This window comes from Pseudomonas sp. TE12234 (assembly GCF_054061835.1).
Genome location: NZ_JBSSEP010000018.1, coordinates 1 through 15,630, shown reverse-complemented (window position 1 = coordinate 15,630; position 15,630 = coordinate 1). Strand labels below are relative to the sequence as shown.

Genomic DNA, 15,630 nt, shown 5'->3' with positions numbered 1-15,630 from the left:
GGCCACGCCCATCGATAACAGCCCCCGAAACCCGAGATCGCCCCGGTCCTCAAATCCGGCTAATAGGCATGTTTGCCGGAGAAGGCCAGCACAGTGCGCGCCAGAATGGTGAAGTCGAGCCACAGCGACCAGTTGTTGATGTATTCGATGTCCGAATCAACCCGCCGGATCATCTGCTCGATATCCCTGGTTTCACCGCGAAAGCCCCGTACCTGAGCCAGGCCTGTGATGCCGGGCTTGATGTTGTGACGGGCAAAGTAGTCCGAGATGTCGGGCGAGTATTGCGCGTCGTGCGCAATAGCGTGCGGCCGCGGACCTACCAGCGACATTTCCCCCATCAAGACGTTGAACAACTGTGGCAGCTCATCCAGGCTGGTTTTGCGGATAAAGGCGCCCACCCTGGTTTTGCGTGGATCGTTCTTTTCAGCCTGCTTGACGACACCGTCATCCGGCTGATGGACAACCATGCTCCTGAATTTCCAGATCCGGAAGGAATCGCCACTCCAGCCCATGCGTTCCTGGCGAAAGAACACAGGCCCCGGACTGTCGAGCTTGATCGCAATGGCGACCAACGCCAGTACCGGCGCCGCCACTAACAGGATGAGGAAGGCCAGGACCTTGTCCTCGAGGTTCTTCATGAACAGTCGCATGCCCATCAATGGCGTTTCAGACAACGTCAGCACGGGAATCCCGGCAATTTCCCGAACGCTGTGATTGATCAGGCGCAGCGAGAAAATATCAGGCACCCAGTTAACGGAGATGTGCTTGTCGAACAGCTTCAGGTAAACGTCCTTGATCACGTGCGAACCATCCAGCGGTGTCACGAAATACACGGTACGGATGGAATGTTGCACAACCAACTCATCCAGGTCGGAGATATGGCCCAGGATCGTCAAGCGTTGTGCGCTCTTGGAGCCGTCCTTGCCTTGATCATCGCTGCCGCCGATCAACACGGAACCGACCACCCGTTCACCCAGCCAGGGGTTGTTGCTGATTTTCTGGTGCAGGAAGTTGGCCAGCTCGCCCGTGCCGATGATCAGCGCGTTTTCCCGTTGAGCGGGGTGAGCCAGGAATTTCTTCTGTAGCTCGCGGGTGGCCAGGTGCAACAGCAGTTGAGCGAAGTAGCCAATCACGAACAACTCGCCCACCAACAGGCGCGAATATTGTTCGCTGGTTTTGGTTAGAAAGGCCATGGCGACCAGAAAACAAAAAGCGGCGGTCCATGCCTTGAGCAGCTTGAAAGCTTTGACGGCGAACCCGACGTTGCTTCGGTAAATCGCATAATGGTCGTAGACGACGGCCAGGGCCCCAAGCAGTAGCAGGACCATGATGACATAGGCCTGCGAGATGTAGCCGATGTGATAGTTGATCAAATACCACGCGACGCCGGTCACGGCGAGACCATCGAGACCGGCCTGAATAACGATACTGGTGCTGCTTCTTCGCTGGAGTACGGAACGGCTAGTGTTAGGCTCAAATATCATATTTAGACCTCATTGCTGCCCCCCATCGCGCTGACTGATAACGCGACTCAGACCAAAACTGCCCTCGTTAGAGAGCGTTCGCGTGCGCGTCATCACAAGCATCCCCCGCTCGTGGTACGCCACCTTCCATCCCGATTGCAGACCTGGGGCAGAATGTGACAACGCGTGGTATCACTTTAGCAGTACGCTGGAATCCTTCACGGAATCGTCGCAGTTTTCTAACACTCATTTAAGCATCCGCCAGGCAGGGGATTGACGTTGCTTATCGGCCAGGCACGATGCCGACCACCGCCAAGGCGTGTGCTCGGGATTGACGGGGTTTTGCGGGGAGAGTCTGGGCGATCAGCGCCCGGTGCCGTTCGTCGAATGACCGGCGGAGGCGGGGGCCATGGCCCCCGTTGTAACATTTTCGTTTTTGCAAGCCGTTCTCAGTCGTTCATGCCGTCTTCAATGGCGATGCCTTGCGCACGCATTTGCTTGATCAGTTCAGCACGGGTGCCGGGCAGGTTGAGCATGGTCTTGGCACGCAACGCCGCCACTTCTTCGGCGCTGTAGGGCTGGTAATCATCCGGCGTGCTTTTGCCCGCCAGGCCGTCTTTGCGCATCAACCAGTTGAGCAAGTCCGCCAGCTGCGCATTGTTCAGCGCCGACTGCGACATGCCCGGCACACGCACCAGAAACTCGCGGCCACCGGGGACTTTCAGGAAGTTACCGACAAAGCCCGCCATGCGCGGCGTGTCATTGGCCGCCGAACCCATGCCGTTGCCCAGGTGACAGCCGGCACATTGCAACTGGTAGTTGACGCCGACGCTGTAACCGGCCTCGGCGATGGGCTTTTGCGGTTCTTCGTTGCCCGGCGCGTGACGCTGCGCCGGGTTGGGAATGGCGCGGGCATACACCTGTGGGGTGATCAGGAGGCAGGCCAGGCCCAGGGAAAGCAACATACGCATGACATGTACCTTTTGCGGGTGGCAGGTCTTAACAAAGAAAAAAAACAGCAGACACCAAAAGAAAAAACCGCCGATTGCCAGGCAACCGGCGGTAACGCGCGTGTCAGACCGCCACGCCGCGGATGATCGAAACGGTGCAGTGGTAGATGTGCGATTTGGCGGCCAGGCACCAGTTCACATCGTTGTTGTTGAACGGGCGATAGGCCGGTTCTTCACTGTCGTTACGGGTACAGGCGCACTGGGCGCAGCTTTGCTTACCGCAGCAGTCGTTGTACGAAATGATGTAGTCCTTGCCGTCGGCCGGGTTGCGGCAGGTGCCGATCCAGGTCACTTGCGAGGCTTCGGTACCCGGTGGGCAGGAGGTCACCGAACCACCACAGCAGCTGCACAGAAAGCCGTCGATGGAGCAGTAGCGCCAGTAGTCGCAGCTGTTCGGATCACCGGGGTCGCCGGCTTTCGGGTCGGTGGCGGCCAGTGCCTTGCTGGTGCGATCCAGTGGCAGCAGCAGGGGCAGGGCGGCACCGGCCACCATCAGCGAGCCCATGCGCGACAGCAATTTGCGGCGTGAGGTGGTGTCGGCGACACGGCGAGTCGAGCGCTCGAACAACAGATCCAGCAGTTTCATAAACGTCTCCCTGCCTTATCAGTGGCTATGGCCGTGGCTGTGGTCGTGATCATGGGTGTGAGGTTGGGCATTGAGGTACTGCTGCAAAGTGGCGTGCTTGAGGTGCTCGACTTCGAACAGGCTGTCCAGGTGCTCGCGGGAGTTGACCAGGCCTTTGGCGCGCAGGGTGCCGGCCTTGTCGATCAGCGCGGCGTAGGGCAGCTTGCCGATCTGGTAAGTCATGCCGACTTCCGGGCCGACCACGTAGGTGGCGTCTTCGAGCTTGTGTTCGCGGATCAGTGCTTGCTGGGCATCCATGTCGCCATCGCTGATGAACACCACGTCGAGCGTACCGGCCTGTTCCCTGGCGATGGACTTGATCGCCGGCAGCAGCGACTTGCAGATCGGGCAGGTCGGCGAGAGGAAGAACAACAGTTGCGATTTTTCACCGGCATAGCCGAAGTTCACCGGGCGGCCTTTGCGGTCGGTGGCGGTCACTTGCGGCGCGGCTTCGTTGACGGCCACGCCTTTGTCGACCATCAGTGCACCGGCCGGGGCCAGACGACCGTGCAGCACGCCAATCTGACGAACCAGGCCCATGACGACGAACGCCACGGCCACCAGCAGAACCCAGAGCAGAACGTTGGAAACAATCAAGCCTTCCATTGGATCACCTACCAATCAATTTGAGCAGAAGAGGGGAGTTCGCCAGCAAGCCATCGGCTGCGGCGTAAATGAGCAACGCGACAGCCGCCGCGGCAACCGTGACAAAACCATCGAATAGCGTCATGTCGCGGGCAATCGGCGCGACGCTGGCCAGCAGCGCCAGCACCACCAGCACGCTGTTGCGCAGCAGCAGGACCGGGCGCAGCGGTTGCGCCTGATCCGGGCCGGCACAGCCACAGTCGATGTCGCGACGACCGCGCCACAGGTTGATGCCAATGGCTGCGGCATACAGCGCCAACAGACCGGCCGCGCTCAACGCGGCCCAGCCACGGCTGACCGGCACCAGCAGCGCGAAGGCGATGGCCAGTTCCAGCAGCGGGATCAATCGGGCGACCGGGCGCGCCAGCGAATCGGGCAGCAGTTGGTAGTCCGCTAGCTGTCTGGCGAAGCGTGCCGGTGCTCGCACCTTGTGGGTCGCGGCACTGGCCAGCAACACCGCGATGGCGACGGCGCTGGCAATGATGAAGATCGGATCTGAGTGCATGGCCGAACCTCTTAGTAGCTCATGACCTGAGTCGCGGTTTTTGCGACTTTTGCCATGCTGCCGGTGTGCTGGTTGGTCTTGAGATCGAAAATCTGCAAGCCGCCTTCAACGTCGGCACCCAGCAGCAACGGTTTGTCGTCGCCGGTGGCCTGCATGCTCCACACCGGTGCCGGTGCTTCCAGGGTCGCGATCTTCTTCTGGGTCTTGAGGTCGTAGGCCCAGATGAAAGTGCTCGGGTCTTCCCACTTCATCGGTTCGTGAGCGTCATGCATCAGCACGTACAAACGATTGAGCTTCGGCGCGACCGCCATCAACTGCCAGCCGCCCGGGGCCCAACCGGACTTCTTCTCGGCATCGGTGACCAGCGACCAGCTCGGCAGGATCTTCGGCGTGTCGCCGGAGAAATCCACTGCGCGCACGGTACCGGTGGTGGTGGTGAAGTAGTAGGTGTCGCCGACGTTGACCGCGCGCTCCACCAGTTTCTCCGCGTTGGGGTCGAAGAACGGCGTGCGGTTGCGCGCGGTTTCCTGGCCCTGGTCGTTGAGGGTCACCACCTGCAGGCTGCCGTCGCCGCACAGCGAGGCGAAGCGGCGCTTGCCGACCGGGTAGTTGAGTACGCAACCCGGAATCGCGATTTCCGTGGCGACGGCCTTGGTCTGGGTGTCGACCACGGTCACCGACGTCGACGGGGTGAAGTTGTAGACGTAGACAAAACGGTCATCGCCGCTGGTCTTCAGGCCGTAGCGCTGGGTCAGCGACTCGGCGCGCTTGTTCGGAATCAGCACTTCCCAGGCAGGCGACAGGGTCGAGCTGTCCCACGCCGTCAGCACATCGGTGCGGGTGCCACGGGTGCCACGGGAGTACCAGATGTCGGCGCTGTAGATCAGTTTGCCGTCATGGCTCAGGGCCGAAGGTGCGGCGAAACCGGTCGGCACCATGCCCAGTATGCGTTTCTGGTCCGGGTCGACCACGGTGATGCGGCCGGCGACGAAGCTGTCGAACTCGACATCGACGACGAACGCCCGGTGTGCTTCAGCGGGGAACGGCAAAACGGTCTGACCGATCGTGTCGGCGGGCAGGTCCGCACGGGCACTGTTCAAACCGAGTACAAGCAGGCTCAGGCCTAGCGCTGACTGTACGGAGATCCTGTTTGTTCGCATAAGGGGAACTTCCTGAATTGTTGGTAACGCGGATCGCGGGTGAGTGGGCAGATTCTGACGATTGAATAGTGCCTCGCCCGGCAACCCCGGGAATTGCCCTGCCTGCCAAGTGTTTGTGTATCTGTGCCAGTGTCACGGACGCGCCACAAAACCGGGGTATGCGATCCCCTGTGGGAAGGGGGCTTGTCGGACCGCCGCACCGCCCCGTTCGGCTTCGATGCATGCGATCCCCTGTGGCGAGGGAGCTTGCTCCCGCTCGGCTGCGCAGCAGTCGTCAACCCTGACAACTCGGTCTGTCGGGAGAAAGCCGGGGGGCCGCTTCGCGACCCAGCAGGACGGTGAGGCGGTCCGACAAGCTCCCTCGCCACAGGGGTTTGTGCGTCAGGCGAGGGGGAGGGAGAAGGTAAACACCGCGCCACAAGGCGCCTGGTTCTGCGCCCAGATGTCGCCCCGGTGCCGGCCGATGATGTTTTTGCACAGCGCCAGGCCAATGCCATTGCCGCTGACCTTGGACGAGAAGAAACCGTCGAACAGCTTTTCCTGCGCCTGGGCCTGAATCCCGCGTCCGCAGTCTTCGATGCGCACCAGCGCCATGCCCTTGTCGGCGCTGGCATGGATGCGCAGCAAACGCCGCTCCAGCGGCAGATCGGCCATCTCTTCAATCGCATTGAAAGCCAGGTTGAGGATCACCTGACCGATCAGCACCTTCTCGCAACTCACCCGTAGCGGCTCGGGCGAGGTCACGACGTCCACGCGTACCAGGCTCGGATCGGCACGCAGGCTGATGAAATATTGGGTCTCGCGCAGCAGTTCGTTGAGGTCGATCAGCTCTTCGCTCTGCTCCAGCTTGACCACGTAATCGCGCACGCTCTTGATGATCACCGAGGCATGCTCGATCTGCCGCACCGCGCTCTGCAAGCCCCAGGCGACGCCTTCGTCGGCGTCGGCGGCTTTGCCCAGGCGAATCACCGCGCCTTCGATGAAGTTGCGGGTGGCGGCCAGGGGTTGGCTCAACTCATGGGCAATCGCCACGGCCATTTCACCCATGGCGTTGTAGCGCGCCAGGTACTCGAGTTTTTGCTCGCTGACCCGCCGTGCTTCTTCGGCCTGCACCTGCTCGGTGACATCGCGGAACAACAGCAGGTGGCCGACCAGATCGTCTTCGATTTCGATAAAGCGGCAGGTCGCATCGTGCCAGCGCCACTCGCCGTCACGCCGTTGCACCTGATAGTGCACGCTGAAGGGCGCGTGGTCCGGCGTGACATTGGCCAGTTGCTGCAGCAGTCGCTGGCGCGAAGGGTCGTCGCACCAGGCCAGGAAATTCTTGCCGAGCAAGCTGTGCACGTCGCTGTTGAGCAAGTGGGCGGCAGAGTCGCTGAGAAAGCGGATGTCCCCCTCGGGCCCGAGCACCGCCACGCCTTCGGCCAGGTCCTGCATAAAGGCCTTGAGTCGGCTTTCGAAGCGCTTGAGATCGCGCTTGACCTTGTCCTCCCTGGAGATGTCGCGGAACTGCACCATCAGCACATCGCGACCTTCCAGGTGCACCAGGGTCGCCACCGCCTCGGACAGAATCTCCACCCCTTGCTTGGAGCGATAGCACCACTCGATGGCGCGCTGGCCGGTGCGGGCGGCGCCTTCGAGCCAGCGCAAACCCACCGAGCGCCGGTATTTCGGTGCGTCGCGGGTCATGTCCGGCGCCTTCAGCGGGGTCAGTTCCTCCAGGGTAAAACCCAGCGCCGCCAGGGCGGCCGCATTGGCCCAGAGAATCTCCTTGGTGTGCGCATCGTGAAGAATGATGCACAGCGGCATGGCTTCGATCAGCGCATAAAAGTCGTTCGGTTTTGGCAAATACATCACACAGCCCTTGGCGGCAGAGGGTTCTGATCGGCGAAGTCAGAAGTATGGCTTTTTATACCGTCTCGCGCCCATGGATGCGCTCAGAGGTAACCGGTGTCGGCCTAGGGGTTTTCTTTAGTCGGGGGGCTGCACGCACCAATAGTTGCGCCGGGGTGGGGTTTTTACACTGGACCGCAATGCAAGGGTGAGCACGTCGATCCCCTGTAGGAGCGAGCCTGCTCGTGATGAACCTGAAAGCGCCGCGGGGTGCCAGGTTTCCAGCGTCATCGTTGACGACCATCGCGAGCAGGCTCGCTCCTACGGAGTAGCTGTCGCCCTGCCAACAATAAGCAAAAACGGAGAAAGCCCATGCTGCGTTCAGCGGTCGCGCAACAAGACGCTCTGCCAGGCGTTGACCAGAATATCGTCGAGAGCCCTGCCTTTGCGCAGGTGCTGGAAGAAGTGCGTCAGCGTCGCAGCGAATTCGACAGCCTCTCCCACGTACCAAGGGACATGATCGAGCGCTTCAAGCAGGTGGGCATCTACCGCGCCGCCACGCCGAAATGCTACGGCGGCGACGCCCTGGCGCCGGCACTGTTCCTGCAAATGATCGAACGCATCTCCGAAGCCGACGGCTCCGCCGGCTGGGTCGCCAGTTTCGGCAGTGCAGGCGTCTACCTCGCCGCATTGCCACCAGAAACCCTGGCTGAAATCTATGCCGACAGCCCGGACCTGGTGTTCGCCGGCGGCCTGTTCCCGCTGCAACCCGCCGAGGCGGTAGAGGGCGGTTGGCAGGTCAACGGTACCTGGAAATTCGCCAGCGGCTGCAAGGGCGCAGACTTGCTCGGTGTGGGTATCGGCGCGGCAGGCGGCAAGCCGCGCACCGCCGTATTCCGTCCGGAGCAGGTCGACATCGTCGAGAACTGGGACGTGGTCGGCCTCAAAGGCACCGGCAGCCATGACCTGCGGGTGACCGACAAGCGCATTGATGAGCGCTGGACCTTCATCCGTGGCGGCGCCGCGACCATCGACGAGCCGTTGTTCCGCTACCCGTCGATTGCCTATGCCGCGCAGGTGTTGGCGGTGGTCAACCTGGGCCTGGCCCGTGCCGCCCTCGATGAAGTCAGCCGCATGGCCGGCGGCGGTGGCATCACCGGCGCTCCGAAACTGGCTGACCGCGCTTATGTACGCATCGAGATCGCCAAGGCCGAAGCCAAACTCAGCGCCGCGCGCGGTTTCTTCTACGGTGCCACCGAACAGGTTTGGCAATCGATCCTGGCCGGCAACCCGGTCACGCCCGAGCAGACCAGCCTGCTGCGCCTGTCGGCGATCCATGTTTCCCAGGCCGGGGCCGACGTGGTGCAAAGCGCCTACAGCCTGGCCGGCACCACCGCCATTTACCTGCGCCATCCGCTGCAACGCTACCTGCGCGACTCGATGGTGGTGACACAGCACGCCTTCCTCAGCGAAGGGCTGTACGACGGCGCCGGCTCGGTGTTCCTCGGCGTGCCGCCGTTCCCGGGCTACATCTGAACCCTTTTTTCAGCGCTCTCCATTTCAAGGATCAACACCCATGACCCAGACCACTCAAGAACCCTTGCGCGTCGTCTTCTGCATCGGCATCACCCAGAATTTTTTCGACCTGCCCACCGGCGAAGGCCTGAGCGTGTGGAAAGGCTTCAGCCAGATGATGGGCTCCCTGGGCGCGATGCCGGGCATCACCGTACTCGGTGCCATGGATGACGATCGCCTGATGGTCGGCCCGTCCACCACCTCGCCCTGGACCGTGTACATCATGGCCGACGTCGACTGCCACCAGTCGGTGATCGACGCCTGCAACCTGTTCCGCACCACGCCGGTCGGCGAATACAGCCTGTGGCGCTACGCCAAGGTCGAAGCGCGCATCGGTCGTCCGCTGACCATTCCCGACGCGGCCAGGGTGTAAGCCATGGACGAGGCCTTGCTGCAGCGTCTGGCGACGCTCGAAGGGGAAAGCGCGGTGCGGCGCTTGATGGCGCGCTACATGGACCTGTGCGATGTGCCGAGGGCGGTGACTCAGGTCAGCGAGTTGGCCCGGTTGTTCACGGTCGATGCGATCTGGGAAGGCGTTGGCAGCGCCACCGCGCAGATGTTTGGCCAGCACCAGGGTCGTGAAGCGGTTGCCGCATTCGTCGGCGGTTACCTGCCACCGTCGGCGCACTTCCGGCTCAACCTGCATTACCTCACCAGCGAGTCGATCTTGGTCGACGGCGGCACGGCGCAAGGGCAGTGGATCATGCAGCAGATTTCCACCTACGCCGATGGCCGCAGCGAGTTGTTCGGCACCCGGCTGAACATCGATTTCCGCTGTGTCGACGGTGTCTGGCTGATCGCGCATTTCCGTACGCAACGACTGTTCAACAGGGAGCTGAGTGCATGAGTACGTTCATCAGCGAATTCCTCCTCGGCGGCAGCGGCAAACGCGTGGCCATCAAGGATTCCATCGACATCGCCGGCCATCCGACCCGTTCGGGCAGCCGTGCGTTCGCCGATGCACCCGCCGCGACGAAAAACGCCGAGGTGGTCGACGCCATTCTCGCAGCCGGCTGGCAGATCGTCGGCAAAACCAACCTGCACGAACTGGCCTTTGGCGTCACCGGCATCAACGACTGGACCGGTACGCCGATCAACCCGCAAGCCCCTGACCGGGTGCCGGGCGGATCCTCCAGCGGTTCGGCGTCAGCGGTCGCGGCGGGCCTGGCGGACATCGCCATTGGCACCGACACCGGTGGTTCGGTGCGGGTGCCGGCGGCGTGTTGCGGGGTGGCCGGGCTCAAGCCGACTTTTGGTCGTGTCAGCCGTGTCGGTGCGCATCCGCTGGAATCGAGCCTCGATTGCGTCGGGCCGTTCGCCAGGCGCATGGACGACCTGATCGCGGCGATGCAGGTGATCTGCCCGGGCTTTGAAGCGCAGAGCTTGCCAAACGCCAGTGCAAAGGTCGCTTTCCTGGAAGTGGGCTGCGATCCGCACCTGCAAGCCAGTCTCGGTGCCGCCGCCGACCGTGCCGGATGGCGTCGCGGCAACCTTCGGCTGAGCGAATTCGAAGCCGCGTTCGCGGCCGGCCTGACTGTGATCAATTTTGAAAACTGGGCCGCGTTCGGTCATCTCACCGGCAAGGGTCTGATCGGCGCCGATGTGGAAACCCGTTTGCTGGCCGCCAGCCGCACCACTCGCGAAGAACTGGCCCATGCCGAAGCCGTGCGCACGCGCTTCACGCAACAGGTGGACGCCGCGCTGGAAGACTTTGCAGTGCTGTTGTTGCCAACGCTGCCGACCTTGCCGCCGACCCTCGGCGAAGCCCGCGCCGGCAGCAAGGCCGTGGCCGGCATGACGCCGCTGGTACGGCCTTTCAACCTCAGTGGCCATCCGGCGCTGACGGTGCCGGTGGAACTCGATTGCGGCGGGCTGAAAGTCGGCCTGCAAATCATTGGCCGCAAAGGTCAGGACGAACTCGTCTGCGCCTTCGGTGCGCAACTGCAAGCCTCTACCAATCAATCATAAAAAGAAGCCATGAGGAGAACCGCATGAGCACTCATGAATACCGGCTGATCGCATCGACGAAAAGCCCGGAAGATCTGGTCCAGCACGACCGCGTCGATGTCTCGCTGTACAACGACCCGGCGCTGTTCGAAGCCGAGCTGGAGAAGATTTTCTACCGCACCTGGGTGTGGGTCGCCCATGAAAGCGAAGTGCGCAACGCCGGTGACTTCAAGACCGCCACCATCGGCCGTCGCCCGGTGATTGTCGTGCGCGACAAGAAAAACACCATCAACGTGCTGGAAAACCGTTGCCGGCATCGCGGCGCCACCGTGTGCGAGAAGCACAAGGGCAACGCCACCGGTTTCACCTGCCCGTACCACAGCTGGTCCTACGGCCTGGATGGCAAGCTGCGTGCGCTGCCGTATCCGGATGGTTATGAAGGCATCCTGGAAAAATCCGAACTGCCGCTGACTCTCCTGCGCGTCGAGAGCTACGCCGGCATGATCTTCGCCAGCTACAACGACGAGATCGAACCGCTGGAAGACTTCCTCGGTGGCGCCAAACACTGGATGGACCTGTTCATGAAGCAGGGCGCCGGTTACCCGATCAAGACCCAGGGCGAGCACAAGTTCAGCTTCAAGGGCAACTGGAAGATCCAGCTGGAAAACACCACCGACGGCTATCACTTCCCGATCGTGCACAAGTCGTTCATGTCCTCGGTGGATGAAGAAACCTCGGAAATGCTCTCGTTCATGACCGATGAGCAAGCCGTCACCCACTCCCTGGGCAACGGTCACAGCGTGATGGTGATGGTGCCGGAGCACGTCGACCTCGATCACGACGACGGCACCGAGCAATTGCAGGAGCGTTTCGCCCACGTCACCGAAGAACTGTCGAAAACCCTGCCGCCCGAGCAGGTACGTCGCATCGTGCGCTCGCTGCACGGCGCCGGGTTCAACCTGAACCTGTTCCCCAACGTGGCGATGTCGATGTCGTTTTTCCGCGTGCTGCGCCCGGTGTCGGTGACGGAAACCGAGATCCGCCACGTCGCCCTCGGCATGGACGGCGGCCCGGAAATCGCCAACCGCGAACGCATGCGTATCCATGAACACTTCCAGGGCCCGTTCGGTTTCGGCAGCCCCGACGATGCCGAGGCCTGGGACCGCGTGCAGCGCGGCTCGTATGCCGGCGTCGACGCGCCGATCCTGGTCAACCGCGGCCTCAATCGCGAAATCACCGCTGAAAACGGCGACAAAGTCAGCCACGCCACCGACGAGGGCGGGATGCGCGGTGCCTACGACATGTGGAAAAGGATGATGAGCCAATGAGCAATCACGACACCCTGAACGGTTTTTCCGGCCCGCTGGCCCAGGCCATAGAATTCATCTGGCGCGAGGCCGAACTGCTCGACCACAAACACTATGCCGAGTGGGCGACCTTGTGGAGCGAAAGCGGCAAGTACATCGTGCCGATCGACCCTGACACCGAGGACTTCGAAGCGACCCTCAACTACGCCTACGACGATGCGCGCATGCGTGACTTGCGCATCGAACGCCTGACCGCCGGCTACTCGCCGTCGGCGGTGGACGCGGCAAAAACCATCCGCACGGTCTCGCGTTTCCGTCTGGTGGAAGCGGCCGGCGACATCGTCGAAGTCAACTCGGCGCAGTTGCTGTACGCCTACAAGCGCGGTGTGCACACGCCGTTCGTGGCCGACCTGAATCACCGTATCCGTTTCACCGATGGCGTGCCGACCCTGGAGCGCAAAGTGGTGCGGCTGATCAACTCCACCGACAGCCTGAGCGCGCTCGGCTTCCTTTTGTGAGGGCAACAGCATGAGTCGAGTAGCCCTTGTAACGGGTGCCTCGCGCGGACTGGGCGAATGCATCGCCCGCCGTCTGCATGGGGCGGGGTATCGTGTCGCGCTCGCCGATGTGCGCCTCGACGGCGTGCAGCAACTGGCCGCCGAGCTGGACGGCAGCGGCGCCACGGCCGTAGCCATCGAACTGGACGTGCGCAGCAAGGCGGATTTTCAGCGGGCCCGTGACCTGCTCGCCGAGCGTTGGGGCGGCACCGACATTCTGGTGAACAACGCTGGCGTGTCGAAAGTCGCGGCGCTGATGGACATCACGCCGGATGAGTTCGACGAGTCGATGGCGATCAACCTGCGCGGCACTTTCGTGGCCTGCCAGGTATTCGGTGCGCATTTCGCCCAGCGTGGCTTTGGCCGCATCGTCAACATCGCCAGCCTCGCCGGGCAGAACGGCGGCACGGCCACCGGCGCGCACTATGCGGCGGCCAAGGGGGGCGTGGCGACGCTGACCAAGGTCTTCGCCCGCGAACTGGCACCGCAAGGGGTGACGGTCAACAGCATCTCGCCCGGTCCCCTGGACTTGCCGGTGGTGCGCGAAACCGTGGCCCCGGAGCGCCTGGAACAGATCCTGAAAATGATCCCGGCCGGCACCCTCGGCGACCCTGCGTACATCGCCGACAGCGTCCTGCTGTTGATCGCCGATCACGCAACGTCGGTAACCGGCGCGTGCTGGGACATCAATGGTGGCCTGTTCATGCGTTAAGCAGCAGAAAAATGCCTCCCTGTAGGGGCGAGCTTGCTCCTACAGGGGGGATCGGCCCAAGCCGCAGTGTTAAATCAAAACAACAGAATTCAGGTGACCCAATGATGAAGGTGAAGATCGAAAGGATCGTCGACGAAGCGCTGGATATCCGTTCCTTTCGCCTCGTGCGCAGTGACGGCCAGCCGCTCGACACCTATGAGCCGGGTGCCCACGTCGACCTGACCGGGCCGACCGGGGTGACCCGCCAGTATTCCCTGTGCAGTCCGCCGCAGGACCGCCGTGCCTACCTGGTGGCGGTGAAGAAAGAGCCGCAATCGCGCGGGGGTTCGCTGGCGCTGCACGAACAGGTCGAAGAGGGCATGGAGCTGGAGATGGGCGCGCCGCGCAACCTGTTCCGTCTCGACCCGGGCGCCACCGAGCATGTGTTGTTCGCCGCCGGAATCGGCGTCACGCCGCTGCTGAGCATGGCCTATCGGCTGGCGGAAAGCGGCCAGCCATACCGCCTGCATTACTTCGCCCGTTCGGCGCAGTACGCGGCGTTCAGCGAATTGCTGGCGACGAATTTTGCCGACCACGTGGAATTCCACTATGGCGTCGAACCAGCGGATCTGGACGCCGCACTGAGCGAGTGCCTGGACCGCGCCGGCAATGCCGCCCATGTCTACACCTGTGGCCCGGCGCCGTTCATGAACAAAGTGGTGGAAGTGGCGGCGCGCAGCCGTGCGGATGACGCCATTCACCTGGAGCACTTCGCGGCGGACCCGGCAGCCAACAGCGCCCCGGCCGGCAGCTTCGAAGTGGAACTGGCCAGCTCCGGGGTGGTGCTGCAAGTACCGGCCAATACCAGCCTGGTCGATGTGTTGCAGGCCCATGGTTGCGACATCGACACCGAGTGCCGCGAAGGCCTCTGCGGCACCTGCATCGTCGACGTGCTCGACGGCGTGCCGGAGCACCGTGACAACTGCCTGTCGAACAAGGAAAAGGCTTCCAACCAGCAGATTTGCGCCTGCGTTTCCCGGGCACTTTCCGCTCGTCTGGTATTGGACATCTAAGCGCTTTCTTCACTGGAAAGCAGACGCCGGAGCTTGTTGAATGGCGCCCGGCGACCTTCGAGGGAGGCGAGGGCAGGAAGACGAAACAGGTTCACCGAGCCGCTCGACGAAGCAGCCGGCAATAACAACAAAAACGTGAGGCTTTGCGGACATGACTACAGCATCGGCGGTGCGAAATGGGGCGTTCGAAAGTTGGTTGAGCCAGGTGAACCAGGCCTGTGGGCGTTTCGATGCCCGCGCGCTGGACACCGATTTTTATGGCGAGCTGGCGGAGTTTCGCAGCGGTGCGATCAAGCTCAGCGTCGTCGACATGGCGCACGTGCACCTGTATCGCACCAGCAAGGATGTCAGTCTCAGCAGCGACGGGCACTATTACGCAGTGTTCCAGATGCGTGGCAGCTCGCAGCTGGAGCAGGGCGACAACCGCGCGCAACTGGGCTACGGCGACATCGCCCTGATCGACGCCTGCCGTCCGAGCGACATGACCTACAACGAGGACTCCCGACAGCTATCGCTGATCCTGCCGCGTCAGGTGGTTGAGCGCGGCTCGCACTTCACGGCGGTCAATTGCGCCACGCGCATCGCCGCCAACAATCCCCTGGCCGCGATGGCCAACAAGCTGGTACTGGAGACCCGCCAGCAGGAAGGGCTGGACATGCAGGAAAGCGAAGCCGTACTCGACGCCCTGGCCAGCCTGCTGCTGCCGGGGATCAGCGCCCGTGACAGCGGCAGCGATGCCCATGAGCGGCAGTTTCGCAAGATCATCGCCTTTATCGACCAGCACATCAGCGACGAAGAACTCTGTCCGGAACTGATTGCCCGTGAGGTGGGCGTTTCGGTGCGCGGCCTGTACCGCATGTTCTCCAAGCGCGGCCTGGTGGTGGCGCAGTACATCAAGCACCGACGCCTGGACTTCTGCGCGGAAAACCTGCGTCGCAGTGATGTCGATCAGAAACTGTCGGCACTGTGTTACGCCTGGGGCTTCTCCGACTCCAGCTACTTTTCCTCGGCCTTCAAATCCCGCTTCGGCGTGTCGCCGGGGGCTTATCGCAAGCGGTATAGCCAGAACTGACATCCGCCATTGCTGTTGCATGGTCCGACCCCATCGCGAGCAGGCTCGCTCCCACATTTTCTTTGTGGTCACAAATGCCCTGTGGGAGCTGGCTTGCCAGCGATGGCGGTGTGTCAGGCGCCATTGATGTTGGATGGTCCGACCCCATCGCGAGCAGGCTCGCTCCC

Annotated in this window: 16 protein-coding genes; 9 read left to right on the top strand and 7 right to left on the bottom strand. The window is 62.5% G+C overall.

Annotation, left to right across the window (positions count from 1 at the left end; genetic code table 11):
* Window positions 1–59 precede the first annotated feature (59 nt).
* The 7 genes from ACVWYU_RS23630 to ACVWYU_RS23600 all read right to left on the bottom strand — a co-directional run bounded on the left by ACVWYU_RS23630 (window position 60) and on the right by ACVWYU_RS23600 (window position 7,262).
* Window positions 60–1,484, bottom strand: coding sequence for an undecaprenyl-phosphate glucose phosphotransferase (locus ACVWYU_RS23630; protein WP_090319839.1), 1,425 nt, complete (start codon window positions 1,482–1,484; stop codon window positions 60–62).
* Window positions 1,485–1,912: 428 nt separating this feature from the next.
* Entirely contained in the window at window positions 1,913–2,434 is a 522-nt protein-coding gene (locus ACVWYU_RS23625; RefSeq protein ID WP_090319841.1) for a cytochrome C, read from the bottom strand.
* A gap of 103 nt (window positions 2,435–2,537) precedes the next feature.
* Window positions 2,538–3,059, bottom strand: a complete 522-nt coding sequence (locus ACVWYU_RS23620) for a methylamine dehydrogenase light chain (RefSeq protein WP_027620621.1) — start codon at window positions 3,057–3,059, stop codon at window positions 2,538–2,540.
* A gap of 18 nt (window positions 3,060–3,077) precedes the next feature.
* Entirely contained in the window at window positions 3,078–3,704 is a 627-nt protein-coding gene (mauD, locus tag ACVWYU_RS23615) for a methylamine dehydrogenase accessory protein MauD (RefSeq protein WP_090319844.1), read from the bottom strand.
* Between the two features lie 4 nt (window positions 3,705–3,708).
* Window positions 3,709–4,248 (bottom strand): MauE/DoxX family redox-associated membrane protein, encoded by a 540-nt coding sequence (locus tag ACVWYU_RS23610; RefSeq protein ID WP_457373794.1) that lies wholly within the window; start codon window positions 4,246–4,248, stop codon window positions 3,709–3,711.
* An 11-nt stretch (window positions 4,249–4,259) separates the two neighbouring features.
* Window positions 4,260–5,408 carry an amine dehydrogenase large subunit gene (locus ACVWYU_RS23605; protein WP_457373793.1) on the bottom strand — a complete coding sequence of 383 codons (1,149 nt, stop codon included), beginning with the start codon at window positions 5,406–5,408 and terminating at the stop codon, window positions 4,260–4,262.
* A gap of 381 nt (window positions 5,409–5,789) precedes the next feature.
* Window positions 5,790–7,262: a sensor histidine kinase gene (locus ACVWYU_RS23600; RefSeq protein WP_247255066.1), complete on the bottom strand. Its 1,473-nt coding sequence runs from the start codon at window positions 7,260–7,262 to the stop codon at window positions 5,790–5,792.
* Between the two features lie 351 nt (window positions 7,263–7,613).
* Between ACVWYU_RS23600 and ACVWYU_RS23595 the strand changes: the two genes are divergently transcribed.
* The 9 genes from ACVWYU_RS23595 to feaR all read left to right on the top strand — a co-directional run bounded on the left by ACVWYU_RS23595 (window position 7,614) and on the right by feaR (window position 15,463).
* Window positions 7,614–8,777: an acyl-CoA dehydrogenase family protein gene (locus ACVWYU_RS23595; RefSeq protein ID WP_247255065.1), complete on the top strand. Its 1,164-nt coding sequence runs from the start codon at window positions 7,614–7,616 to the stop codon at window positions 8,775–8,777.
* Between the two features lie 40 nt (window positions 8,778–8,817).
* Window positions 8,818–9,189, top strand: a complete 372-nt coding sequence (locus ACVWYU_RS23590) for a hypothetical protein (RefSeq protein WP_090319860.1) — start codon at window positions 8,818–8,820, stop codon at window positions 9,187–9,189.
* A gap of 3 nt (window positions 9,190–9,192) precedes the next feature.
* Window positions 9,193–9,663: a nuclear transport factor 2 family protein gene (locus ACVWYU_RS23585; RefSeq protein ID WP_457373792.1), complete on the top strand. Its 471-nt coding sequence runs from the start codon at window positions 9,193–9,195 to the stop codon at window positions 9,661–9,663.
* Window positions 9,660–10,784: an amidase gene (locus ACVWYU_RS23580; RefSeq protein ID WP_457373791.1), complete on the top strand. Its 1,125-nt coding sequence runs from the start codon at window positions 9,660–9,662 to the stop codon at window positions 10,782–10,784. Before ACVWYU_RS23585 ends, ACVWYU_RS23580 begins: the two co-directional genes overlap by 4 nt.
* 23 nt (window positions 10,785–10,807) lie before the next feature.
* Window positions 10,808–12,091, top strand: coding sequence for an aromatic ring-hydroxylating oxygenase subunit alpha (locus ACVWYU_RS23575; protein ID WP_457373790.1), 1,284 nt, complete (start codon window positions 10,808–10,810; stop codon window positions 12,089–12,091).
* Window positions 12,088–12,588: an aromatic-ring-hydroxylating dioxygenase subunit beta gene (locus ACVWYU_RS23570; RefSeq protein WP_247255061.1), complete on the top strand. Its 501-nt coding sequence runs from the start codon at window positions 12,088–12,090 to the stop codon at window positions 12,586–12,588. Before ACVWYU_RS23575 ends, ACVWYU_RS23570 begins: the two co-directional genes overlap by 4 nt.
* A gap of 10 nt (window positions 12,589–12,598) precedes the next feature.
* Window positions 12,599–13,339, top strand: coding sequence for an SDR family NAD(P)-dependent oxidoreductase (locus ACVWYU_RS23565; protein WP_457373789.1), 741 nt, complete (start codon window positions 12,599–12,601; stop codon window positions 13,337–13,339).
* 101 nt (window positions 13,340–13,440) lie between these two features.
* The gene (locus ACVWYU_RS23560) at window positions 13,441–14,391 is read left to right on the top strand and encodes a PDR/VanB family oxidoreductase (protein WP_390955499.1); all 951 of its coding nucleotides are present in this window, start codon (window positions 13,441–13,443) and stop codon (window positions 14,389–14,391) included.
* A 151-nt stretch (window positions 14,392–14,542) separates the two neighbouring features.
* On the top strand, window positions 14,543–15,463 hold the full coding sequence (feaR, locus tag ACVWYU_RS23555; RefSeq protein WP_457373788.1) for a transcriptional regulator FeaR: 921 nt from the start codon (window positions 14,543–14,545) through the stop codon (window positions 15,461–15,463).
* Window positions 15,464–15,630 lie beyond the last annotated feature (167 nt).